General features: G+C 59.8%; 24 protein-coding genes. 14 read left to right on the plus strand and 10 right to left on the minus strand.

What is annotated here, in order from left to right:
* Positions 1–447: 447 nt before the first annotated feature.
* The 3 genes from C1N62_RS23135 to C1N62_RS05810 all read left to right on the plus strand — a co-directional run bounded on the left by C1N62_RS23135 (position 448) and on the right by C1N62_RS05810 (position 1,398).
* A complete protein-coding gene (locus C1N62_RS23135) occupies positions 448–621 on the plus strand; it encodes a hypothetical protein (RefSeq protein ID WP_168195814.1) in 174 nt (57 codons plus the stop codon).
* An 82-nt stretch (positions 622–703) separates the two neighbouring features.
* Positions 704–1,051 (plus strand): phage holin family protein, encoded by a 348-nt coding sequence (locus tag C1N62_RS05805; RefSeq protein ID WP_168195815.1) that lies wholly within the window; start codon positions 704–706, stop codon positions 1,049–1,051.
* Between the two features lie 83 nt (positions 1,052–1,134).
* Positions 1,135–1,398, plus strand: a complete 264-nt coding sequence (locus C1N62_RS05810; RefSeq protein WP_137762731.1) for an ABC transporter ATP-binding protein — start codon at positions 1,135–1,137, stop codon at positions 1,396–1,398.
* Positions 1,399–1,414: 16 nt separating this feature from the next.
* Here C1N62_RS05810 and C1N62_RS05815 read toward each other — a convergent pair whose 3' ends face one another.
* Positions 1,415–2,176 (minus strand): DUF2076 domain-containing protein, encoded by a 762-nt coding sequence (locus tag C1N62_RS05815; RefSeq protein ID WP_137762732.1) that lies wholly within the window; start codon positions 2,174–2,176, stop codon positions 1,415–1,417.
* 179 nt (positions 2,177–2,355) lie between these two features.
* Here C1N62_RS05815 and C1N62_RS05820 point away from each other — a divergent pair, with 179 nt between their 5' ends.
* The 7 genes from C1N62_RS05820 to dsrB all read left to right on the plus strand — a co-directional run bounded on the left by C1N62_RS05820 (position 2,356) and on the right by dsrB (position 6,513).
* Positions 2,356–2,685, plus strand: a complete 330-nt coding sequence (locus tag C1N62_RS05820; protein ID WP_137762733.1) for a hypothetical protein — start codon at positions 2,356–2,358, stop codon at positions 2,683–2,685.
* 240 nt (positions 2,686–2,925) lie between these two features.
* Complete coding sequence (locus tag C1N62_RS23140; RefSeq protein WP_168195816.1) at positions 2,926–3,075, plus strand: hypothetical protein; 150 nt, start codon at positions 2,926–2,928, stop codon at positions 3,073–3,075.
* Positions 3,076–3,268: 193 nt separating this feature from the next.
* A complete protein-coding gene (locus C1N62_RS05825) occupies positions 3,269–3,937 on the plus strand; it encodes a metallophosphoesterase (RefSeq protein ID WP_137762734.1) in 669 nt (222 codons plus the stop codon).
* An 84-nt stretch (positions 3,938–4,021) separates the two neighbouring features.
* On the plus strand, positions 4,022–5,032 hold the full coding sequence (locus C1N62_RS05830) for an AI-2E family transporter (RefSeq protein ID WP_137762735.1): 1,011 nt from the start codon (positions 4,022–4,024) through the stop codon (positions 5,030–5,032).
* Between the two features lie 100 nt (positions 5,033–5,132).
* Positions 5,133–5,474: a hypothetical protein gene (locus tag C1N62_RS05835; protein WP_137762736.1), complete on the plus strand. Its 342-nt coding sequence runs from the start codon at positions 5,133–5,135 to the stop codon at positions 5,472–5,474.
* 337 nt (positions 5,475–5,811) lie between these two features.
* A complete protein-coding gene (cspE, locus tag C1N62_RS05840) occupies positions 5,812–6,021 on the plus strand; it encodes a transcription antiterminator/RNA stability regulator CspE (protein WP_168195817.1) in 210 nt (69 codons plus the stop codon).
* 297 nt (positions 6,022–6,318) lie between these two features.
* The gene (gene dsrB, locus C1N62_RS05845; protein WP_137762738.1) at positions 6,319–6,513 is read left to right on the plus strand and encodes a protein DsrB; all 195 of its coding nucleotides are present in this window, start codon (positions 6,319–6,321) and stop codon (positions 6,511–6,513) included.
* 518 nt (positions 6,514–7,031) lie between these two features.
* Here the strand turns inward: dsrB and rcsA are convergent.
* Positions 7,032–7,661, minus strand: coding sequence for a transcriptional regulator RcsA (gene rcsA, locus C1N62_RS05850; protein WP_137762739.1), 630 nt, complete (start codon positions 7,659–7,661; stop codon positions 7,032–7,034).
* Positions 7,662–8,518: 857 nt separating this feature from the next.
* Here rcsA and C1N62_RS05855 point away from each other — a divergent pair.
* Positions 8,519–9,220 (plus strand): GNAT family N-acetyltransferase, encoded by a 702-nt coding sequence (locus tag C1N62_RS05855; RefSeq protein WP_137762740.1) that lies wholly within the window; start codon positions 8,519–8,521, stop codon positions 9,218–9,220.
* Positions 9,221–9,249: 29 nt separating this feature from the next.
* Here the strand turns inward: C1N62_RS05855 and C1N62_RS05860 are convergent, their stop codons facing one another.
* From C1N62_RS05860 to C1N62_RS05870, 3 genes are read right to left on the minus strand one after another with little or no spacing between them, the layout of a single operon-like run.
* Positions 9,250–10,404: a glycoside hydrolase family 88 protein gene (locus C1N62_RS05860; protein WP_137762741.1), complete on the minus strand. Its 1,155-nt coding sequence runs from the start codon at positions 10,402–10,404 to the stop codon at positions 9,250–9,252.
* A 20-nt stretch (positions 10,405–10,424) separates the two neighbouring features.
* A complete protein-coding gene (locus C1N62_RS05865) occupies positions 10,425–11,693 on the minus strand; it encodes an oligosaccharide MFS transporter (protein WP_137762742.1) in 1,269 nt (422 codons plus the stop codon).
* Between the two features lie 60 nt (positions 11,694–11,753).
* The gene (locus C1N62_RS05870) at positions 11,754–13,595 is read right to left on the minus strand and encodes a DUF2264 domain-containing protein (RefSeq protein WP_370465586.1); all 1,842 of its coding nucleotides are present in this window, start codon (positions 13,593–13,595) and stop codon (positions 11,754–11,756) included.
* A gap of 314 nt (positions 13,596–13,909) precedes the next feature.
* Between C1N62_RS05870 and C1N62_RS05875 the strand changes: the two genes are divergently transcribed.
* Positions 13,910–14,764: an AraC family transcriptional regulator gene (locus C1N62_RS05875; RefSeq protein WP_137762743.1), complete on the plus strand. Its 855-nt coding sequence runs from the start codon at positions 13,910–13,912 to the stop codon at positions 14,762–14,764.
* Between the two features lie 4 nt (positions 14,765–14,768).
* Here the strand turns inward: C1N62_RS05875 and C1N62_RS05880 are convergent, their stop codons facing one another.
* Entirely contained in the window at positions 14,769–15,350 is a 582-nt protein-coding gene (locus C1N62_RS05880; protein ID WP_137762744.1) for a flavin reductase family protein, read from the minus strand.
* A 553-nt stretch (positions 15,351–15,903) separates the two neighbouring features.
* On the opposite strand from C1N62_RS05880, the gene C1N62_RS05885 reads away from it, so the two are divergent.
* Positions 15,904–17,553, plus strand: coding sequence for a glucan biosynthesis protein D (locus C1N62_RS05885; RefSeq protein WP_137762745.1), 1,650 nt, complete (start codon positions 15,904–15,906; stop codon positions 17,551–17,553).
* 102 nt (positions 17,554–17,655) lie between these two features.
* Here the strand turns inward: C1N62_RS05885 and C1N62_RS05890 are convergent, their stop codons facing one another.
* Complete coding sequence (locus C1N62_RS05890) at positions 17,656–17,925, minus strand: hypothetical protein (protein WP_137762746.1); 270 nt, start codon at positions 17,923–17,925, stop codon at positions 17,656–17,658.
* 534 nt (positions 17,926–18,459) lie between these two features.
* Here C1N62_RS05890 and C1N62_RS05895 point away from each other — a divergent pair.
* Complete coding sequence (locus C1N62_RS05895) at positions 18,460–19,557, plus strand: glycerol dehydrogenase (protein ID WP_137762747.1); 1,098 nt, start codon at positions 18,460–18,462, stop codon at positions 19,555–19,557.
* Between the two features lie 38 nt (positions 19,558–19,595).
* Here the strand turns inward: C1N62_RS05895 and C1N62_RS05900 are convergent, their stop codons facing one another.
* From C1N62_RS05900 to C1N62_RS05910, 3 genes are all read right to left on the minus strand, one after another.
* Positions 19,596–20,864 (minus strand): DUF445 domain-containing protein, encoded by a 1,269-nt coding sequence (locus C1N62_RS05900; protein ID WP_137762748.1) that lies wholly within the window; start codon positions 20,862–20,864, stop codon positions 19,596–19,598.
* A 72-nt stretch (positions 20,865–20,936) separates the two neighbouring features.
* The gene (traF, locus tag C1N62_RS05905) at positions 20,937–22,154 is read right to left on the minus strand and encodes a conjugal transfer protein TraF (protein ID WP_137762749.1); all 1,218 of its coding nucleotides are present in this window, start codon (positions 22,152–22,154) and stop codon (positions 20,937–20,939) included.
* 395 nt (positions 22,155–22,549) lie between these two features.
* Entirely contained in the window at positions 22,550–24,112 is a 1,563-nt protein-coding gene (locus C1N62_RS05910; RefSeq protein ID WP_137762750.1) for an efflux transporter outer membrane subunit, read from the minus strand.
* Position 24,113 lies beyond the last annotated feature (1 nt).

Raw genomic sequence — 24,113 nt, forward strand, 5'->3', positions numbered from 1 at the left:
AAGGTTCAAGCTTATGAATAAGCTTGAACCTGAATTTATTGTAAGCCTAAGGCTTATTGTGCTATGGTGAAAAGACCACCACTTTATGATGCTGGTGAGGCTTCTCAGTGAGAGTGGTGAGCCAGCAGGGTTAACCTCCGCTCATCTTTTGCACAGGGCACCCTGTGGGGGAGCCGCCGGTGATTCTGCCGGCAGGGATGATTCCTGTTTAAGTGTCAGACATACACCACGCATAAATTTAACGGCTGAAGGTACGCCGCGCCACCGCTCTTTATGGCTAACAGAATGGCGCGGGTAATAAAAAACCGGGGGAATGCCCCTTTCCCTCCCGACTTCAGCGCGGCTAATTTGATGAATAGCCCATTCAGGTATTAGATAATAATTCGCGCGCAAGGATTAAATGGACAGGCCCCCGCAGGGGATGAACAATTAATCGGAATGACGGCTATGACGTTTGACAACTTACGTGAATATATCTCGGTGGCGGGGCGGTATGAACTGTATACCGATGGCGAAGAGATTATCTGGGTATTACCGCTTACGGATGACCAGGTGATCATTACGCCGGAATCCTATGAAGAATTATTAAACCAATACGGTTATAAAATTGTCCCGATCTGACCCGTGCGGCGCGCCATGCCGCAGGGTGGCGCGCTTGCCGATGGCCGGACATGGGCACATTCACCAGAGCGTTGGAGGCGTTATGTCGACTTCACAACCCGAATGGCTGCTTCACCTGTGGCAGCTGGGCCAGTGGTTGCTGGCCCATCCACTGGGCTTTTTTACCGGCCTGTCTGCCTTTGTGGTCTCCTGCTGGTCAGGGCTGGCGGAGGGGCGGCGCGGTAGCCGGCTGCTGACCGGCGGCATTGTCTGCGTCCTGATCACCCTGGCGGTGGTGGGCGCGATGCGTTCCAGTGGGCTACATGCCGCCTGGATGCCCATCATCGGCATTCTGGTGGGCTTTATCGGCGCGGATCGCATCCGTGACGCGATCCTCTCCGCCTGGGAGAGCCGGCGTATCCCACCTTTTATCGATCCGGGAAATAAATAGCGCAGAAAAAACGCGTTATTCCTTGAAATTATAAAGCGATGCCCCCATATGGCCTTTTCTGTTACCCAACCAAGGAGAGAAAAATGGGCATTAGCGAAAAAGAACATCTCCGTCGTCAGGCGCATGAGAAGCACCAAATTAGCCACAGTGCGACCTGGCTGGCCGCCGTCTCAGGTGCCTACTTTATTCTGATGGCCTGCTACGGCCAGCCCATTGGGGCGATGGTGCTCTCTGGGGGATTTTGTGCGGTAGCGACCGTCAAGGCCTGGACAAAGCGGCGCAAGGCGAACGCCTATAAAAGAAAGCTGCGTGGGCTGGAGCGGGAGCAGGGGGCACCGGTCGCCTGACCGGTACCCACCAACGTTACAGGAAGGAGTCGTCGTCGTCGCTGCCGAAGCTGTCGTCGCCGAAGCCACCGCCAAACGTATCGTTCTGCTGATCAAGGAAGCCATTGCTGGCAAACTGGTCATCGTTGCCGTTGAAGGTATCCAGGTTATTGGATTGGTCAAAATCCTGGAACATCTGCTGGTCTTCTGCGGTATTGACCGGCAGCGGCGCTTCTTCATTCACGATGTTCACAATCTCTTCCGGCTGGGAGTGATGGAACATGCCCGTCAGCATATCTGCCAGCATTACCCCGCCTGCCACACCGGCCGCCGTTTGCAGCGCGCCGCCAATAAAACTGCCCGCGCGTGAAGGGGCCTGCTGCTGCGCATAGGGCTGGCCATAGGGCTGCTGCTGGGGCGCGTTGTTCCAGGCAGCCTGATTTTGCTGCGCGGCCTGATAATTGTTCTGGCCGGGGATCGGCTGTGAACCGGCGTTATTGCGCTGGCCGCCGCCAAACAGGCTGGAGAGGAAGCCGCCGCTCTGCTGGGGCTTGGCCGCTGCCTGTTGCTGCAACGCAGTGACCTGCGCTTCCAGGTCACGCACCCGCTGATCCATCCGCTTCAGCGCCGCTTCCTGGATGATGATGGATTGCGCCATATAGTAAGGTGCGGCGGGCTGATCGCGCAGGCGCTGTTGGATGTGCTGCTCTGCGCCACGGTCGCGGGCCGCGGTCTGGGACTCGGTCTGTTTGAGACGATCAAACAGCCCGTCAATCAGGCGTTGTTCTTCATTTTGCATAGAAACCTCCAGTGGTGTTGCAGCGCCGCATTACGTTGACGCGGCTAATGGCAAGGCCAATTGACTGCACGGTATTCAGGTTAATAATAGTTGACGTTACATCCTTTCGAGCAGTGAATAAACGCGCCAAAAGTAAAGCTGTCCAGAAATTTGTTACTATTTAGTTCCTTAGATGGATTTTGCACCAGTCCGCCGCACCAGCTCCCGCGCTTTTGCCCCTTTTTGCGCTTTCATCCGCCGCCTATAGACAAGTCAAACGATCTCTGAAGCGGATTTCACTTTTATTCCACGCCGCTAAGGGGGTTGACAGCCTTTATAAAGATTGCATCCGGGCCAAAACCGGTCATTTCCGGGGTGATTTATTAGCCATGTCGATGTTTTATGCTTCTTTGTTCCGAATTTTTAGCGGTTTTGTGGAAGGCATTTGCCAAAAAAAGCCGAAGAAAGGGAAGGGAAGCGGCTCATTTAGGAAAAAAGAGCCAAATGGCATGAAAAAAAGCCAAACGTAGGAACTTTGAATTTAGCCATTACTTATCATGCAGTTGCAAAGTTAACTCTCTCGGATTTCACTTTTCTCGTGACGCGCGGCCAGGAAATAAAGTGAAAAGTCGTAAAATCTGAGGAGGTTTTACATTTCACTGATTGCACTGCCTGGGTGGCTATGTGATGGTCGAAAGGTCTAAGACAAATCGCAGGAAAGCAATAATAAGGATTACTGATTAAATCGTCTCTTGTTACGGAGGTTTTGTATGTCTATCGTCTGGCCTTGCCTGGCACTGTTATTACTGGTTGTCTCCTTTTACGCATTTAAAATGCATCGTGGCCAAAAAGAGAAAAAACGGCTGATTGTGCGCTCGCGGATGATGTCATTCCGTCGCCGCCACCACAGCCATAGTTAAAGCGTGCCCGCTGCCACAGCAATCACCACTGATTTAAAAAATAAATGGGCATGTCCTAACCACGCATTTTTATTTTTTGACTTAGGATGCGTTCGTTTCACGACGCGCAGGCGCATCCGGCCCCTTGCCGGATGCGCTCCTCCTCTCTCCCGAGCCGCTATACTTGCAGGATATTTTCTGCATGGGGCGTGCTATGTACCTTCGCATCGACGGCAGCCAATACCGGCAAATTTTGGTCGCCGGCGATATCCACGGCTGTTACCAACTGCTTCACCAACAACTGCAAGCCTACCAATTCGACCCCGAACAGGATCTGCTGCTCTCGGTCGGTGACATCATCGATCGCGGGCCACAGAGCCTCTCCTGCCTTGGGCTGCTGGAGGCCCCCTGGTTCCGCATGGTGCTGGGCAACCACGAGCAGATGGCCTTCACCGCGCTGCTGAGCGGCATGGAGCAGCACTGGCAACGCAATGGCGGCGACTGGTTCAGCCGGCTGCGCGGCGAAGCGCGTTTGCGGGCCGAGCGCCTGCTGCGCCGCTGTGAGCAGTTGCCGCTGGTGATGGAGGTGACCCACCTGCCGCAGCGCGTGGTCATCGCCCACGCGGACTATCCGGCGGCGCACTACCGCTATGAGCAGCCAGTGGATGCCGAGGCGCTGGTCTGGAGCCGCGATCGCGTCAGCCGGGCGCTGGAGGGGGAGGGGGAGCGCATTGGCGGCGCCGACCTGTTCCTGTTTGGCCATACGCCCCTCAAGCGGCCACTCAAATTCCTTAACCAACTCTACCTGGATACCGGCGCGGTCTTTGGCGGCCGCCTGACGCTGCTGCGCATCAAGCGGCCTGAACCTCTTCCGTCACGGTAGATGGCACTGCCGCGCAGGCCCGGCGAAGTGCTATGATGCGCAGCGGGCGCACTGGGCGCTGCTTTGGGCATAAGGAATTTTGCAATGCAGATCATGTCGTTGAACCAAGTCCGCTGGCTGAGCCTGATTGTGGTGATGGGGGGGCTGATACTGGTGCTGCCGCTGCACCTGCTCGGCTGCTTTATCGCAGGCTTTGTGGTGTATGAGCTGGTCAACACCCTGACACCGCACTTCCAGAAGGTGATCAGCGGTGACCGCGCCCGCTGGCTGGTGGTGGCGCTGATCAGTACGGTGGTGGTGAGCGGCCTGATTGCCGCGGTGGCCGGCATCATCAGCTTCCTGATGCAGGATGTGCAGAACATGGCGGCCTTCAGCGCCAAGCTGGCGGTACTGCTGGAGGATGCCCAGTCACGCCTGTCGCCGGTGATGTCGCGCTACTTGCCCTCCAACATTGAGGAGCTGCAACACCAGTTTCTGCTCTGGCTGCGCGCCCACGTGGCCATGCTGCAAAACATCGGCAAGAACGCGGCGCACACCTTCATCACCATGCTGATTGGCATGGTGCTGGGCGCCATTGTCTCCCTACAGCGCGATGACGGCGCCCAGCCACAGCCACCGCTGAAGGCGGAGCTGACCCAGCGCGTGCGCCTGCTGGCGAGCGCCTTCCGCAATATCGTCTTCGCCCAGTTCAAGATCTCGCTGATTAACACCGTGCTCTCGGCGCTGTTCCTGTTTGGCGTGCTGCCGCTGTTCGGCATCCACCTGCCGCTGGCCAAGACGCTGGTGGTGGTAACGTTCCTCTGTGGCCTGATCCCCGTGATCGGCAACCTCATCTCCAATGCCCTCATCTTTCTGGTGGGCCTCTCCCTCTCGCTGTGGGTGGGGATTTTGGTGCTCAGCTACCTGATCATCATCCATAAGGTCGAGTACTTCCTCAACGCGCGCATAGTCGGCACCCGCATCAATGCCCGCTCCTGGGAGATTCTGCTGGCGATGCTGGTGTTTGAGTCCGCCTTTGGGCTGCCGGGGGTGATCGCCGCACCGATCTACTACGCCTATCTGAAGAATGAGTTACGCCATGCGGCGCTGATTTGATTGCGGCGCGAAATAAAAAGTGTGATCCCGGTCGGGGGTGGCTTCTCCCGTCCGGGAGCTGGTGGTATTCTCTGTGGCTTTCGTGGGCGAAGGGAAAAAAGTGGCAAAAGATTTAGATCAGTTACTCAGAGATATCGATCTTCTGATTGAGCAAGCAGAGCACCTGAAAGCGATACCCCCCCGCCCGGAACGTCTTCCCCCCACTGTCAATGGCCGGACTTACGACTCGTTCTGCGAAACCTTCGCCATCAAGGCAGTGCTGCGGGCGCTGATTGGCTCGGTGGATACCATCGTCAAGGTGCAGATGGCGCATAAGGTGGAGCAGGACATCGCCCGGCTGGATGATCAGGTGCGGCAATTGGGCGGCGAGCACGCCGGGCCAGAGGAGCTGGCGCAGATCACTGCCTATGTGCGACATGCGGTATCACAAATTTTAGGGTAGACCCAACAGGCTGAAAAAGGGGCGCGACACCCGCTGGGGCCGCGCCCCTGCTGCATCTGGCGGGGCAGGCACGCCGTGGCAGGTGCCGGGAATAGCAGCAGTTGCCATGCCCCGTCATAAAAAAGGTTGCTATTAGGGGGCGGCTATGAGTAAATGAGTCTCGGCCTGTGGAACAGACCTATTTATGCACGACATCCTGAGTAAAGTAGTTTCAATCTAAGCGTTATCGTTGATAGCCCTTCTGTGACGAATTTCCTTCTGAGTGCCTCATAAGTAATGACTGAAAGCCGGCTATATTTCGCCTTCGGCGTCTCATTTTATTTTTAAGGAATTTATCATGACTATGATGAAAGGTCAGGTTAAGTGGTTCAACGAGTCTAAAGGCTTCGGTTTCATTACTCCGGCTGACGGCAGCAAAGACGTGTTCGTACACTTCTCCGCTATCCAAGGCAACGGCTTCAAGACCCTGGCTGAAGGCCAGAACGTACAGTTCTCCATCGAGAACGGTGCTAAAGGTCCGTCTGCGGCTAACGTTACCGCTATCTAAGCTGACTGCCGTGCCGCCTTATGCGGCGCCGCACCAGTTAAAAAACCCGCTTCGGCGGGTTTTTTTGTTTTTGTCGCCCGGAAAAAGGGCAAAAAAAAGCCCGCTGTGCGCGGGCAAAGTTCCTTGTTACATCGTTTTTAAAGCTACTACTTTGGGGGGTAGTACAGACGTAGTCTAGGGCAAAGCGGGTGCAAGATTCTCGCCGCTAACTGTTAAAGTTTTGAAAAGATGCAGGTCAAAGACAGTACGCGCAGGCTATGGTAGCTTTAATGGGCCATCTGATAACGAGGAGCGGCCATGAAAGTCAATGACGTGGTAACAGTGAAGACCGACGGGGGGCCACGCCGTGAGGGCGTCATCCTGGCGGTGGAGCAGTTTAATGAAGGGGTGATGTATCTGGTGAAGCTGGAGGATTACCCCACCGGCATCTGGTTCTTCAATGAGGTGGACAGCCTGGATGGCACCTTTGTGGAGCCGAAAGCACAGGATTGACCCCGTGGGGGTGGCACTCGCTGCCCCCAGCCGCCTGCCAACTCTTCCTTCCTTCTCCCTTATTCCTCTCGTCTGGCTGGCCTTGCGCTATGCTCAGGCAGAACCCAGAACAGCATTATCGGCAGCACGGGCAATAACTTTAATCGGTTAAATAACAGGCAAATTTCACACGAACATTGATAAGAAAGGGGCATGAACCCAGGCGTGGCGCGGCTTGCGCGCTAGTATAAAATTCTGCGGCTGCTGCTCGGAATGTTCTTAAAAATGAGTGAAATTAAGTGTGAATGGATAATTTTATATGAAATGCAGTGAGGCCAACGCGAAATGCGCAGGCGTCGTCAAGATGAAACATGTAAACACATTGACGGGTGGAGCGGGATAAAAACCCCCACACGAATCACTTCGTGTGGGGTAAGCGCGCAAAAAAAGTCACTGGGATACACACTCATTTTTAATTGCCGAAGCAATTAAAAATGACAATAGCTCTTTTGGCGATAAATAGGTAAAGCGTCAATCACTCAGCGGGAATTAACATAAATGCCGCTGGTCAGCGTATCGGTCAGGCGCACCACATGATAAATAACCTGCTTATTATGAGTTTTAATTTTGCGCTTAATATTTCCTTTGTGGGAGGAAACCGTTTTTGCCTTGATTTGCATCTTATCGGAGATCTGGATGGTACCCTCGCCGGACATCCACATGCGTAGCATGTTGGACTCGGTCTGGCTCAGCGTCACCGGCGTCACATCAAGCTTCGGGCGCTCTGCGGCGTGGCTGTTCTTCTCCAGGTAGCCCTTCAGCAGCTCGTTGAGCGTCTGCGGCTTGATGGCCTTGGAGGAGATGATCACGTTCTTGCGAACGAACAGATACTCTTCGAAATGGATATTGGTAATTGCCATGAAAATAAAGAATAGCGTATCCGGGTGCTGCATGATGATACGTTTAATTCTCTCTTTGGCGTTGGCTTCGTGAATAAAGCAGTCTTCGTTAATAAAGACCACGCTGGGATTTAATTTTTCACAGCGCTCATGAAGGCCTTCAATATCGTTGATGGCATTAATATGTTTCTTTTTGACCCCGTTATTGGTGAGATAATCGGTCAAGCCCAGGCGTGTGTAGCTGCATGAATCCATAATGATCGTCGGCATAAGAGAACCCCTCAATTTAAATCCGTTTTTAACCGTTAAAGTACAGTAAGAAAAATCCTGAAGACGAAAAATAGATCGGATACATAACGTTGGTGTATGTTCTACCAACAAACCCATCATCAGTTCAATGAGAATTTAAGACTATGCCGCTGTTTCCCCGTTAACTATAAATTTGCCTTAAGTCAGTGGGGGTTGGTAAACCGGGTTCTGGGGGGTCAAAACGGGGGGTCTACCTCGTTCAGGTTAGGATAAATGCTGATAGACGGCGCATTGGCGCTGTTGGGGCGAGAAGTGGGTGTTATAGACAAGTTATCTTTGTTTGGGTAACTGTTAAAAATAATTCATCTATTGTTCGGCGCTGCTTAACCATTTCTTGATGCCACTGATGTGGTTGTTTTTTATACAGCAGGTGTGATATTTTATATTTTAAAAACAACAAGTTAAATAATGGGGCCCGTTTAGGGAATGAGAATTAGTTTAAAAATGCTCAGATATTCCACAAATTTGCAACATTTTTGAAACTAAAATCACGTATGCGTGCGTATTTTGTAACTCATTTTACAGCCTGCGCGTATGCTTTTTATTCAATTTTGTGAAGTAAAAGCATTTTAGCTGTACGAATAATCTATAAATCTAAACAGTTGCATGTGAAATCGCCCGGATTTCATCGGGGATTTGCCTCTTTTGCCGTTAACCGGTTGTGTAGATTTCTGCGACAAAATCTGATTTTTTCTGAGTAACATCAGGCAGTTGTTGTCATATAACGAGGTGAAATCACCTGATTCCCTCCCACTTACCGCCCCCTACCAGCGCGATAGCTTTCATTGGGGGCACTAACTGGTACAAGGATGAAATTTATGCCTGTCATTAATCATTTCGGCCAGCCCATCGGCGAACCCTTAACCGGCTGGACTGCCCGCCCGCGGCCTGCCCGCATCATGTTGCCGGGCGATTACTGCCGACTGGAGCCGCTGGAGCCGGCACGCCACCGTCAGGCGCTCTATGATGCCTACTACAGCGTGCCACATACCGAGGAGTGGACTTACCTGCCCGTGGAGCGTCCGGCAGACCAGCGTGGGTTTCAGGCGCTGTTGGAGGGGCTGGCCGGCAGTGAGGATCAGCACATGGCGGTGATTGACAAGGCGAGTGGCGAGGCGGTAGGCAGCGCGGCCTTTATGCGCATACAGCCAGTGCATGGCGTGGCAGAGCTGGGCTGGATCAACTGGTCACTGCGGATGCAGCGTCAGCGCACCGGCACCGAGGCCATCTACCTGATGCTGCGCTACCTGTTTGACGATCTCGGCTATCGCCGCTGTGAATGGAAGTGCGACAGCCTCAACGCGCCGTCACGCGCCGCAGCGCTGCGTTATGGCTTCCAGTATGAGGGCTGTTTCCGGCAGGCGATCGTCACCAAGGGGCGCAACCGCGACACTGCATGGTTCGCCCTGCTGGACAGCGAGTGGCCAGCGGTGCGGCAGGCATTGGCGCAGTGGCTGGCACCAGAGAACTTTGACGAGCAGGGCCAGCAGCGCCACCGGTTGCAGGCGCTGATGCCATAGGGAGAGGCGGGGCGCGGCCCCGCCTGCCTTTACCAGTAGGGCTGCCACACCTGCGTCAGCCGCGTCAACGCCTCGACGTAGAAGTAATCCCCCCAGCTACAGCACTCATCCACCCCCTTATTGTCCGCCAGATGGTAGACCGCATGTTTCAGCAAGCCACTGCCCACCTCGTCGGGCGCACTCAGGTAGTCCACTGTCAGGCTCTGCATGATGAAACAGGCGGCGTCATGGTAGCGGCCCGCCTCAGCCGGTGGCAGCGCCGCCGCCAGTTCCAGCAGCCCACACACCGCAATCGCCGCCGCCGAACTGTCACGCAACGCCCCGGTGCCGAGCAGCGCCAGATCCCAGTGGCAGACGCCATCCTCCGGCAGGCGGGGCAGGAAGTAGTCCGCCAGCCGCCGCGCCAGTGCGACATGTTGGCTGTCGCCGGTGTAGCGCCAGCTCAGCATAAAGCCGAGGATGCCCCAGGCCTGGCCGCGCGCCCAGCAGGAGTCGTCGGCGTAGCCCTGATGGGTATTGCCGAAGCGTGGCGCGCCGCTCTCGGTATCCATATAGAAGGTATGGAAGGTCGAGGCGTCCGGGCGCACCAGATAGCGCGCCGCCTGCTCGGCATGGGTGCGCGCTGCCGTGGCGAAGCGGCCATCGCCAGTTTGCTGGCTGGCCCAGTAGAGCAGCGGCAGGTTGAGGTTGCAGTCGATGATCATCCGCCCGCGCTGCGCCGGGTCATCCAGATCCCCCCATGCCTGAATAATGCCCGCCTGCGGGCTAAAGCGCTCCAGCAGCGCCTCGGCCGCCAGCAGGGCGATGCCGCGCGCGCTGGGGCTGCCGGTCACCCGCCAGGCGGCCACGCAGGAGAGGGTATACAGGAAGCCAAGGTCATGGGTGGCGGTATCGATGCGCTGCACGATGCGCTGGCCGAAAGAGATGACATGCCGCTCCGCCAGCGCGCGGTAGGCCGGGTTGCCGGTGCGCTGGTACGCCAGCCAGAGCTGGCCGCTCCAGAACCCGGTGGTCCACTCGACGTTATCGCGCACCGGGTAGTGGCCGTTGGCGCAGGTCTCCGCCGGGAACCGTTCGCCAACCAGCAGGCGGGTGGCGTCAAGGCGCGCCAGCACCGTGGCCCAGGCTTGCTCCAGATGGGCGGCGAACCGCGGGTGATCGGGTGGGGTAAAGGGGAAAGTCATACGCTTCTCCTGATAAAAGGTTAAGGGCGGGAGAGATCGGCCGTCGGCGGTGCCGGGCGCGCGGCGCGGCGGCTCTGGCAGGCTGACAGGGTAAAGGCCGACACCAGGGTGAACAGCAGGGCGGTGGTGCCCATCAGCAGGTAGGTGGAGCCAAAGCCGATGCGGTCATAGAGGTAGCCAGCGGGCGGCGCGACCACCACCGACCCGACATAGATCATCGCCTGATAGCCGAGCAGGTACATGGTGGCGTTGACCCGTTTCGGGAAGTGCTCCGCGATATACTTGAACACCGAGATCAGCAGCAGCGAGATCTCCAGGCCATACAGCGGCTTGATCAGCGCGATCAGCCACGCCTCATGCACCAGCCCGGAGGCGATCAGGCGCAGCCCGACCACCACGCCGGTCAGCAGCAGCCCCTTCTTGGCACCGAAGTGGTTCACCAGCCAGGGGATCACCATCATCATGAAAAACTCCAGCCCGGACTGGAGCGTGCTGAGGTAGCCGTAGAGGGCGTTGCCCTGCTGCTGGCTGGCAAAGAAGGAGACGAAATAGCGCGGGAACTGCTGCTCAGCGATAAACATCATCCAGGCAACGCCCGCCACATAGAGGCTGAACATCCAGAATTTGCGATCCCGCAGCAGCAGGATCACGTCGGCAAACACGATCTTCTGTTCAGCGATCACCTGGTTATTGCGCAGTTGCGCCTCGCCAATCTTCAGGCTGGCCAGCACCGCCAGCATCAGCAGGGAGGTGGCGCTGCTCAGGCAGAAGTTGAACAGCGGCGAGAGGTTGAACAGCACGCCAGAGGCGGCGGCAGCCAGCGCCCAGCCCAGCGATCCCCACATGCGGATCTGGCCGAACTCCAGCCCATAGAGGCGGCTGAAGCGATCGGCATAGGACTCCGACGCCGCCACCCCGGCATACCAGCCGAGGCTGAGGTAGAGTGCGCCGAGCAAAATGCCAGCCAGCGGCCGTGAAACCAGCAGCGGCTGGTAGAGGTAGGTAAAGAAGGGAGCCATCAGCGCGGAGACCAGCACCACAAAGCAGAGCAGCCGCTTGCTCATGCCGATCTTGTCCATGATGTAGCCATAGAGCGGCTTCATCACCACGGCGAACACGCCGTTGACGGCAAATACCGTGCCGATGGTCATGCTGTCGAGGCCCACCTTCTGGCTCAGCCACAGCGCGTAGAGGCCAAAGCTGGCCGACCAGGTAAAGAAGTAGAGAAAGATAAAGCTGCTCATCTTTATGTAGGCCGTGCGGGCAACGGCCGGGGCGGAAGCGTCCATAGGCACTCTCCTGTACAGGGTCAGGGAGGCCCGCCGGTGGCTGGCGGGCCGGAAAGGGGGTCAGAGCCAGATATGGCGCTGGCCGTGGCGGAAGGTCAGGGTCAGCCGCTGCGCTGTGCGAACCAGTTGCGGGGGATCATCCGGCTGTGGCTGTGGGCTGGCCGCCACCCAGCAGGCGAGCCAGTGCTCGCCGGGCGGCAGCACCCCGCGCAGTACCGGGATGGCGGCGGTCTCCGCGAACATCAGGTTATTGTTGGGCGGGGTGCGCACCCACTCCGCCTGCCGCCGTTCGTCCTCATCCAAACTCTGGATCACACTGACGCCGTTGCGCGCCGCAATCTCACAGCGGCCGCCGGAGGGCTGGCTAATGCGGGTGTCAGGTGCGGCGATCACCGCGAAGCCCCCCTCGGCGCAGGCCAGCTGGCGCGCCGTCACCAGATGGTGCAGCCGCAGATGGCCGTCACCGGCCGGGATCAGCCAGCTCGCCACCTGCACATCGCGCCACGGCGACCAGCGGCAGAAGATCAGGTCAGCGCGCGTCACCACCTCGTGGCATTCGCGCCGCCCGCGCCAGTACTCATCCTCCTCCGCCAGCAGCAGCATGGAGTCCACCGCCGCATGGGGCAGGCCATAGCGCCCGCGCTCCAGACAGAAGCCAAAGCGGTTGGAGTAGGCAAATTTGGTGTATTTCGGGCCGCTGTTGACGAAGTTATTCAGCTCCAGCTGGCCAGCGGTGAGCAGGTAGAGGTGATCGCCCGGCGCGTCGCGCACAATCAGCTGGCTAGCGTGGGGCAGGGCGCGCAGGCGATCCAGCGGCGGCAGCGGCTGCTCCTCCGCCTGCCAGAAGGCGCCCTCCTCGGGCAGCGCCAGTACCAGAAACAGCTTCAGCGCCCAATAGGGGGAGCCGGGGGCGTTGTAATCCTCGGCCATCACCAGATTCGGGTAGTGGTAACCGATGCTCAGCACCCCGTCGCGGTCGAAAATTGGCTGTTGCAGCCAGTGGCGCAAATGGCGCAAGACCAGCCCCTTGACGACGCCGGGGCTGAACACCGGCAGGCCGGAGAAGGCCACCGCGCTCCAGAACGCCCCCTCGGCGAAGCGGTAGGTGAGGCTGCGACCAAACGGGATGGCGGAGCCGTCGGCGGCAAACTGGTGGATGAAGTCCTGGGCGAAGGCCGTGGCGCGCTCCCGCAGGCAGGCGGCGCGCGCCGGGTCTTCATCGGCCATCAGGGTGGCGTAGAGCAGGCCGTAGAAGTGGAAGCCCATCGAGATGTAGTAGTCGCGCGGCCGCCCCGGCCCGTCGGCATACCAGCCGTCGCCCAAATAGTAGCGCTCCATGCTGGCGAAGTGGCGCGCCACGCAGTCGGCATCATAGGGCTGGCCGGTGCGGTGGAAACCGACCTGCACCAGAATCGGGAAGTAGTGCCAGTTGTTGTCCGGGATGGCCGCCTCCGCCCCCTGCGCCAGCCAGGCCGTGATGCGCTGTTGCTGTGGCGCAGCAAACAGCGTCTGCCAGCGCGGCCCCAGCAGCGCCATGCCGACGCCAAAGGCCGCCATCTCCACGCAGCGCTGGTCATACTCTCCCACCTCGCCCCAGTAGCCGGGATGCGCCGGATCGGTGCCGTGATCAATCGCGGTCAGGCAGAAGGGCAGCGCGGCTGGCTGGCCGCCACCGGCCAGCAGCGGGAAGATCCCCCACAGCAGGCGCGCCAGCGCTTCCATCTCCGCCACCCGTGGGCCATAGTGGGCGGTAAAGTGGCCGAGCGGGATGCCGCTGGCACCGGGCTGGCAGTATGGCTCGACCGCCGCCAGCAGCCGGTTCAGGGCCGCCTGCATCTGCGGCCGGGTGGCAAGTTCCGCCGGCTGCGGCGCGGCGGGCACAGATCGGTTTTCAGGACACATCAGGGCCTCCTGACATTCAGGACTGGGTGAAAGAAATAAGGTTAAAAAACGCCAGGGAAATAAAAAATTACGCTAATCTTGAAATCAATTTATTTAAAACCGTCGTCCGGCCGACGCAGCGAATAGTACAGGGAGCCGTGCGTTACCATTTGTTAGCTCGCTCACAAAATAGCGGGCATTGCAAAATAAACGTTGATTTTCAAGGTCTAAAGTGGGCTAAATTATAAAAAAACGCGCAAAAACTTCATTTTGTTGTCTTCGCCATAAAGGGAAAGGGTTTCAACAATAATAAAACCTCAGCCGGGAGCCTCCGAATGGCGGAAAATGATTTTTTGGAACGCATTGCCCTTAATGAACGTTATATCTCCTTCAACCGAATAAGCGCGACCAGCGCCAATTACTACCACTGGCACCAGTGCCTTGAGATCCTGTTTGTGATGCGCGGCTACGGGCTGGTGATTGTCGATAACCAGCAGTACACCCTGCGCCCCGGCCGGATGTTCATCTTCCCACCCTTCAAGCTGCACAAGGTATTTGTCGAGCAGGGGGCCGCCAATCCCTATGAGCGCACCACGCTGCATGTGGAGAACGTGGTACTGGAGAGCACCCTGCAACCCTTTCCCACCCGGCAGAGGATCTTCCACCAACTCTGTGACAGCCAGGGGCCGGCGCGCGTCTACGATCTCAGCGAGCAGGCCGAGCACCTGGATTACCAGCTTGAGAGCTTCCACCGCCTCTGCCAGCAGAACCAGCACCAGCTGGAGGATGTAGCGGTGCTGATGCTGCAACTGATGAGCTTTATGCCACAGCAGGATGCGCCGCACCCGGCGCGGGTCGAGACCACCGCCACCAAGGTGATGAACTGGATTGAGGGGAACTATGACAGCAAATTCTCGCTGGAGCGGCTGGCGCTGGCGATTGGCCTGTCGCGCAGCTACACCTCTCGCGTCTTCAGCCAGGAGACCGGCGGCTCCATCCAGGAGTACCTGGTGACCCGCCGGGTCAAGTGCGCCTGCGAGCTGCTGCGCAACAGCGAATTGACGGTGGAGCAGATTGGCCAGCGTAGCGGCTTCTCCGATACGCCCTATTTCATCACCAGCTTCAAGAAGCTGATGGGCCAGACCCCGTTGCAGTACCGCAAAACCAGCGGCCGCGCCCAGCCGCAGTGAACACTCAGAGTGGCGCGGCCTGGATGCTGTCGCCGGTCAGCACAAAGCGGCCGCCGCCCAAGTGGTGGATCGCATGCAGCTCACGGTTTTCGGCAGTGAACATCCAGCGCCCGTCGCGGAAGACCCGCTCATCGGCTGCCGCGGCCACCACCTCACCGAAACAGGTGTCGTAGCGCGTCTGCGCGTTCGGCTCCGGCAGCAGGCGGCAGGCCAGCCAGGCCGAGCAGCCCGACTCAATCAGCGGCACGCCGCTCTCCGGGCAGCGCTGGCTGGCGATCTGGAAGCGGTCAAACTTGTCGCCGTCGCGGCCCGAGACACTGCCGACCGCGTAGGCGGTATCGACAAAGGCGGCCGTCGGCACGCAGATGCCGAACACGCCGCTCTCCTCAATCATCGTCCGGCTCAGGGTGGCTTTGTCTACCACGATGGCGACGCGCGCCGGGGTGAACTCCACTGGCGTTGACCAGGCGGCGGCCATCACATTGCGCTGTGTGCCGTCCGCGCTGCGGCTGGTGATCAGAATGGTTGGGCCGTGGTTCAGCAGGCGGCTGGCGTGTTCCGGGGCGACCGGGCGGAAATGGCTCATGGCGATCCTCTCAGGCAAAAAGGGCAGTGTACGGCATCCGCCGCCCACCACAACAAGTCAACCGTGCGCAAGCGCATTATCATTACAACATACTTAAAAAACTCATCCGCTACCGGTGGCGATTGGGAACGACGTGGCCGGGCTGTGCAGGGCAACAAGGCCGTGGAAGCAGGTCGGGGTGATTGCCGATCAGGCGGGCGTGCCGCGGGTGGGGGAGGGAAATCCCGTCCGCCGGTTTTTCCGCCAATTTTTCTCAATCGCCGCGCCAGAATCTTCTGAAAAAGCCGTGCCGGATGAACTTTTCGTCAACCGCCAACCACCATATTGCGGCGGGTGCGCAGCCCGCTTACACTGCGGCGTTGCGGAACTTCTCCACGCTGCGCGGCAACGCGTAAGGTGCTGGCATCGTTGGGCATTGGGCTGTTCACTCCATGAATTTTCCGCAACCCTTGATGTCGTAACTTTTCGAGCCCCGGCGCGCCGGCCCGGTTCATGATGAGCCGCCCAGAGCGCCCGGACTGATACTTTGCCCAGCACAGGAACTTCTCCAGGCATGGAAAGAAGAGCATTTCTCAAAGCTTCACTGGCATTCGCCGCCTATTGCGGTATGCCGGCAATGTCGTCACTGTTCAGCCGCACCGCGGCCGCGGCGGAAGTGGCCGACGGTGACGTGACCCCGTTCGACTTCTCCACCCTGCAAACCATGGCGCAGGAATTGGCCGCCGCCCCCTATGGCGGGCCGCCCGCCGCGCTGCCGCCGACCCTGGCTGGCCTGACGCCGCAAGCCTACAACAAGATCCAGTATGACCATGACCACTCGCTGTGGAATGGCAACGGCCCCGACCGCCAGCTGGATGTGGAGCTGTTCCACGTCGGCATGGGCTTCAAGCGCCGGGTGCGGGTCTTCTCGGTGGATGCGCAGAAGCATCAGGCACGCGAGATCCACTTCCGCCCGGCGCTGTTCAACTACAACGATGCGGGCGTGGACACCAAACAGCTGGAGGGGCATGAGAGCCTCGGTTTTGCTGGCTTCAAGGTCAACAAGGCCCCGGAGCTGACGCGCCGCGACGTGGTCTCCTTCCTCGGGGCCAGCTACTTCCGCGCGGTGGATGACACCTACCAGTATGGCCTCTCCGCGCGCGGGCTGGCGATCGACACCTTCTCCGACCACGAGGAGTTCCCGGACTTCACCGCCTTCTGGTTCGATCGCCCCTCGCCAGCAGACACCACCTTCACCGTCTACGCGCTGCTCGACAGCCCAAGCGCCACCGGCGCCTACCGCTTCACCATCCACTGCGAAAAAGACCGGGTGGTGATGGACATTGAGAAGCACCTGCACGCGCGCAAGACCATCACCCAGCTTGGCATCTCGCCGATGACCAGCATGTTCAGCTGCGGCACCAACGAGCGCCGCATGTGCGACACCATCCACCCGCAGATCCATGACTCGGATCGGCTGGCGATGTGGCGCGGCAATGGCGAGTGGATCTGCCGCCCGCTCAACAACCCGCAGCGCCTGCAATTCAACGCCTACGACGACGAAAACCCGCGCGGCTTCGGCCTGTTGCAGACCGACCATGACTTCGAGAACTATCAGGACATCATTGGCTGGTACAGCAAACGCCCCAGCCTGTGGGTGGAGCCAGTCGGCAACTGGGGCAAGGGGGCGGTAAACCTGATGGAGATCCCGACCACCGGCGAGACCCTCGACAACATCGTCTGCTTCTGGCAGCCGGCCGAGCCGTTGCAGGCCGGGCAGCAGCACAGCTACCGCTACCGCCTCCACTGGTGCGCCCAGCCACCGGCGCGCAGCCCGCTGGCCAACGTCAAGGCGACGCGCACCGGCATGGGCGGGTTCCCGGAGGGGTGGGCGCCGGGCGAGCACTACCCGACCGTCTGGGCACGCCGGTTTGCCGTCGATTATATTGGCGGTGACCTGAAATCTTACGCGGATAAAGGGATCGAACCGGTGATTAATGCCTCCGCCGGCCGCATCAATAATATTGAAATTCTCTATGTCGAGCCGATGAATGGTTATCGCATTCTGTTTGACTGGTATCCCGATAGCGATAAGGCCGATCCGGTGGAATTACGCATGTTCCTGCGCTCTGGCCAGGAGACATTGAGTGATACCTGGCTCTACCAATATTTCCCGCCGCCGGCAGATAAACGGCAATATATTGACGACCGCCAGATGCGTTAATTAGCCCATGCCGCCCCCGGCAATTTGCCGGGGTGTTTTCCGGGATTACTACTCATTTTTCAAAAGTTTGCCAGCCATCGGCCGGGGCCAGACGCGCCGGGATTATTGGGTAATAATCGCGTGGGGCGCGTGCGGTTTTTCGCTTTTTATTTGCTGCTGCACCGGCAGATTACCTTGGGCGCTGGCCTGCGCGCGCACCGCGCTATTTGGCTGGATGGCCCAGCCGCTGCGCGCAATCGCCGTGGCCGGGTAACGCGCGTCCAATGTCCGTAGGCTCGCCTGATCATAATTGGCGACCGTGGTATGGTGGGAAGCCAGGGCAGGCGTGCCGATCACCAGCCACAATGCGGCCGTCAGAAATAGTGGTTTCATTCATCTCTTCCTTAATAGGTGACGGAGCTACCGGATGATTATAGGAAAGCCTCCGCTATTTTTTCACCCATTTCTTTTTTTTTCGCCAGAATTTGCCAAACAGGACGCAGGATAACTTTTCAATTTGCATTAAATGCCGTGCGGGCATGGGGATTGCTACAGACTTTTATTTGTCATTTTTCTCATCTGGTCAAAAAAAATCGCCGAATATAGGGCAGGGTGCCCGGTATTCACGGCGATCATAGGCCATGACTTTTTGCGCAGAACCTATCGGGAGAAACGAAAATAAAGCGTTTCATAATTGATCAGTGATAAAGATTATTGCGATTCACTTTGCAAATCATGCGTTTTCCCCTGTACCTCACTTCGCCCTGCGCCATGATGCACTAGGCTTAGCCAGGAAAAGCGTACTGGCGGTGGATTATGTATATCTAATGTTAAAAATTAACATCAAATATACATCGTCGCGACAGCCTGCTGCGTTGGCAGGTTGCCGCCACAGCCAGATTGGTTATCACATCCGGAGGAGTGAGTATGAGTAAATTTGTTTTCTCGTCACCACGTAAATATGTGCAGGGCAGCGGCGTGATGGATGAGCTGGGCCGCTACTTGCCCGCGCTGGGCAACCATGCGCTGCTGATCGCGGATGACGTGGTGTGGAAGATTGTCGGCGAGCGCGTGCAGCGCGCATTGAAAGAGGCGGAGGTGGCGCTGCACTTTGAGCGCTTCAACGGCGAGGCCTCGAGCAATGAGATCAGCCGGCTGGCGGACAGCGCCCGTCAGGCGGGCACCACGCTGGTGGTGGGGCTGGGCGGCGGCAAGACGCTGGACACCGCCAAGGCGGTGGCAGACGAGCTGCACCAGCCGGTGGCGATTGTGCCAACCATCGCCTCCACCGATGCGCCGTGCAGCGCGCTCTCGGTGATCTACACCGACGAAGGGGTGTTTGACAGCTACCGTTTCTATGACAAAAACCCGGATCTGGTGCTGGTGGACACCGCGGTCTGCGCGCAGGCCCCGGCGCGGCTGTTTGCCTCTGGCATTGCCGATGGGCTGGCGACCTACGTCGAGGCGCAGGCGGTGAAGCGCGCCCACGCCAAATCGATGGTGGATGGCGACCCGACCATCGCGGGCATGGCGATTGCCGAAGCCTGCGAGCGCACGCTGCTGACCTACGGCTACAGCGCCTATAAGGCAGTGGAGCAAAAATTGGTGACGCCAGCGGTGGAAGCGGTGGTGGAGGCCAATACGCTGCTCTCCGGGCTGGGCTTTGAGAATGCCGGGCTGGCGGGCGCACACGCCATCCACAACGGCTTTACCGCCGTGCAGGGTGACATCCACCACCTGACCCACGGTGAGAAGGTGGCCTACGGCACCCTGACGCAGATGGTGCTGGAGCAGCGCCCGGACGAGGAGATCGCCGCCTACGTGCGCTTCTACCGCGCCATCAAGATGCCGACCACGCTGGCGGAGATGCACCTGGAGCAGGAGAGCTTCGAGAATCTGGTCAAGATTGGCGCGCTGGCTGGCAGTGAGGGCGACACGCTGAAGAACCTCAACCCCAACCTGACGGCAGAGGATGTGGCGAACGCCATCCTGGCAGTGGACGCCTTCAGCAAAACCGTGCAGTAACCTGACAGGGCGCGCCGCTTCCGGGCGGCGCGCCTGCCTTAGCGCAACAGCAGCGGCAGCAGCGAGAAGAGGTAGAGCAGCAGGCCGATGCAGGCACCGACCAGCGTGCCGTTGATGCGGATAAATTGCAGATCCTTGCCGATGTTCAACTCAATTTGGCGCGACATCTCGCGCTCATCCCAACTCTTCACCGTATCGCTAATGTGCTGCGTCAGGAAGGCCGCGAAATCGGGCGCCATCTTGCCGGCGGCCTGCTCCAGCTGGCGGTTGAGGGAGTTGCGCAGGTTCTCATCCTGTGCCAGCGTCTCGCCCACCCAGCGGCCAGCGTCGCGCATCTTCTGTTGCAGCAGCGAGTCCGGTTTCTCCAGATCCGCGCGCATCCACTCACGCAGGTCACCCCACAGCGCCCGGACATAGGTGCTCAGCGTCTCGTCACTCTTCAGGTACTCCTTGATCTCCTCCGCCCGCTGCGCCATCGACGGATCGTGCTTCAGGCGCTCAATAAACCCGGCGACCGCCAGATCAAAGCGCACCCGCAGCGCGTGGCCGCGATCGGCGCTCACCTCATCCAGTACCGTGCCGACGGCGTTGGCGATCATCTCCGCACCATGCTCGCCCAGCCACTCGGTCGGCAGGATCTTCTCCTTGATCGGGTGCTCGCGCTTCACCCAGCGCACAATCTGGCGCGACAGGGTGGCGCGGGTGTTGGGCTGTTGCAGCGTGCGAATCAGCTGGCTCACCGCGCTGTCGAGCAGCTCCTGATGGCGGCCCTCTTTGGTCATGCTCTCCAGAATGCCCGCGACCGAACTGGTCAGGTCAAGCTTGTCAATCAGGGTGAACAGCGCCTTCTTCAAGAAGCGCTGGATGCGCACGTCATCGGTCATCTCGAACAGGCCGCGCAGCAGCCGCACCAGATAGTTGGCGATGCGGTCGGCATTGCCGGGGGCATTCAGCCAGCTGGCCAGCATCCCCGCCGGGTTATAGCGGCGGATCAGCCCGACCAGCGAGTTGGCGTCGAGGAATTTTTCCTGCACGAACAGCGCCAGATTATCGGCAATCTTGGCCTTATTGCGCGGGATGATGGCGGTGTGCGCGCCCACCAGCGGCAGCGGCACTCGACGGAACAGCGCCACCACGGCGAACCAGTCCGCCAGCGCACCGACCATTGCCGCCTCTGACACGGCCTTGACGCCGTCTACCCACAGGTTACGCGGCAAGAACAGGGTGATGAGGAAGATGGCGGCAGCCGCCAACAGCAGCAGCAGGGCGTTGCGCTTGCTGCGTTTCAGTTCTTTTTCTTTATCCATAAGAGGAGTTTAGGAGCAATTGTGGGAAAAGGGGAGGTTTTGCCGCCGGGCAGCGGCAAAACAGGAATCTCCTTAGAAGGTCAGGCTCAACTGCGCCACCGCCCCCCAGGTGCGCTCCTCACCGGCCATGCCGGCCAGATCGAGCCGCACCCGCGGGCTGGGGGAGAGGCCGACACCGGCAGTGGCCACATTGGCGTCGGTAGAGCGCATATCGGCGCGGTAGCCAGCACGCAGTTGCAGCCATTCGCGCGCCCGGTACTCGACGCCCGCACCGGCATACTGGCGTTTGCCCTCGGAGCGGAAGCGGCTGTCGGGCGTCAGATCGACGTCCAGCGCGGCGGTCAGGCGCTCATGCTGCCAGGCCACGCCGCTGGTCACCAGCGGGCGGATGCGGTAGGTGTCGCGGCGGCCCTCCACCTCTTTGGTGTCGAGGTCACGCGGCACCAGGTTGCGGGCGCTCAGCCCCAGCGTCCAGTCGCGACCCGGCTGGGCGCTAAGGCCAGCATCGAGGTTGAAGCCGGTCTGGTTGCGCTGGTAGCGGCCGCTGGTCAGGTCTGACTTGTCGTAGTCATAGATTGCGCGGTCATAGTTGAACAGCGCGGTGTGCTGGATCTTGGGCGTGATGCCGAACGACACCGGCATCCCACCGACGCGGAAGGGGTGCGCCAACGCCACGCCGTAATCCGTCACCAGCGCCGCCAGCCCGTGGCCGCGCGAGGTGAGCTGATCCTGATCGCCGGGCCGCGGCAGGCGGCGGCCATCGGCAATCTGTTGCAGATAGTCGATATCACCCTGATCGATCTCGGCGGTGACGCGGGCGCTGCCGTAGGCATTCACCACCAGCGCCATCGGCCACTCGTCGTCGGGCAGGGTGACCGCCAGCGCCGCGCCCGCGTGGCCCCAGGCGCGGTTGCCCTGTACCTCGCGCAACTGGCTGGCGAGGCTGCCCGCCGCGCCGCGCAGGCTGGCGTAGTCGGTCACCCCGGTGCGAAAGCGGGCAATCGCATCGGGGATCTGATCGATCTTGTCGAGCGTATGGTCACCGTCGGTGAGCTGCACCCCCACCGCGGGCAGGATCACGCTGACCCCAGCGCCTTCCGCGGCTTGGGTCATCAGCGCCGGGTTGGCGAGCACGGCCGAGCCGTAGAGTGAGGAGGCGACGCCGACGCCGCCCATCGCGTCATTGCGCGCCTCGACGCCGTGGCCAGCGGCCAGTGCGCTGAACGGCGCAAGAAGGAGCAGGGGCGCAACACGCGCGCGTAACAAATTGAAGTGGCATTGAGGCAACATAGCGATCCCAAAAGCATGTCCCTGCACCGGGCAGGAAAAAGGTCAGATCCCCGCGCCGGAGTGGGGCGCAGGGCAGCGGCTGCTGTGAGTAGGAAAGGCGTTCGCAGGCGATGCGCAGTGACGCCGCTGGCGCTTATAGGTGGCCAGTCAGCAGGGTCTGCGTGGGAACGCATCAGTGATTTTCATGAAATCGAAACTTTTTTCAACAAAAAAGTGAAAAGTGAAATGGTGTGATTTCTTTAAAGCATGATTAACACAAAGAGATGTAAGGATTTTTTTCGCAGTGACATAAAATGCTTTCGCCGCGCAATTGTTTAAAAAGCAGTCACGATTTCACTTTTTAGCCGGGGGAGAGGGGCGTGGGGGAGGAAATAGCGCCCCGCAGGGCGCTGGGATCAGGGAACGGTGACGGCCGGGCCAAACACCGAATACTGGGTAGGGTTGATGCTCTGGTAGGGCTGCCAGCCACCGCCGAGTGCCTTGTAGAGCGCCACCAGATCGGTGCTGGTGCGCACGTGCGCTTCGGTGGCCTGCTGGCGCGCCTGCGCCAGTTGCCGCTGGGCATCCAGCACGTTGATGAAGGTGGTGATGCCCTGCCGGTAGCTTTCGCGTGACAGATCGTAAGCGTTCTGCAACGAGCTGGCGGTACGCTCCAGCCGCTCAGTGCGATCCTGATCGGTGCGGTAGCTCACCAGCGCATTCTCCACATCCTGCAACGCGGTCAGCACCGTCTGGCGGTACTCCAGCGCCGCGCTGGCCTGCTGCGCCCGCGCCAGCCGCACACTGGAAACCAACTGCCCTCCCTGGAAGATCGGCAGCGAGATCTGCGGCCCGTAGGCGTAGAAGTGGCTGCTCCAGTCGGTCAGGTAGTCGGTGTCGGTGTTGCGCATCCCGATCTGGCCGGTCAGCGACAGGCTGGGGAAGAGCTGCGCCACCGAGACGCCAATCTCGGCGGTGGCGGCGTGCAGTGAGGCTTCCGCCTGTCGCACATCCGGGCGGCGGCGCGCCAGTTCGGCCGGCACACCGACCGCCACCACGGCAGGGATCGCTGGCAGCGCCTTGGTGGCCTGCAACTCACGATCCAGCGCGCCCGGCGGCTGGCCGACCAGCACCGCCAGCGCATTCATCGCCTGCTGCGTCTGGGACTGGTAGGTTGGCAGCTGGGATTGCAGCGAGGTCAGCTGCGCGCCCGCGTTCTCCACGTCCTGCTGTGGTGCCAGCCCGTTCTGTGCCTGACTCTGGGTCAGTTCCACCGTCTGCTGGGCGATGTCGATCTGGGTTTGCAACGTCTGCAACACGCTCTGGGCGCCGCGCAGTTGCAGGTAGGTGCGCGCCACCTCCGCCTCCAGCGACACCAGCGCGTCATTGCGCCGCTCAATGCTGGCCTGACGCTGGGCGTCGGCAGCCTCCACCGAGCGGCGGGTCTTGCCGAACAGATCCAGTTCCCAGGAGGCGTCAAAGCCGCCCTGGAACAGCGTCACCGGCTGGGTGGCGCTGTCGAGGATCTCGCCGGAGCCGGGTTCATTCTCCTCCAGCTGGCCGCGCACGTCGTGCGCCTTCAAAATGCCCTCCAGCCCCAGCTGCTGGCGGTTGACGCTGGCATTGGCATTCACCGAGGGGAAGAACGCCCCCTGCGCCTGCGTCACCTGCTCACGCGCGCCCGCGATGCGCAGCACCGTCTGTTGCAGCGTCAGGTTGCCGTTGATGGCGCGCGCGATCAGGCTATCGAGCTGCGGATCGCGGAAGTTACGCCACCACGCCGGGTCAGGGGAGGCGGCCAGCGCCTTCGAGCTGGCCTCTGTCGGGGTCTGCACATCCTTGAAGGCGGTGGGCGTCTGGGCGCGCGGCGGCTGGTAGTCCGGCCCGACCGCGCACCCTGCCAGCGCCAGCGCCGTCAGGAGTACCGTGGCCCGCAGGCGGAAGGGCGCCCGCAGGGAGTAAAGAGTAGAGACAGCCATG

Origin of the sequence: Nissabacter sp. SGAir0207, assembly GCF_005491205.1 — a bacterium.
In the GTDB taxonomy this organism is placed as follows: Bacteria; Pseudomonadota; Gammaproteobacteria; order Enterobacterales; family Enterobacteriaceae; genus Chimaeribacter.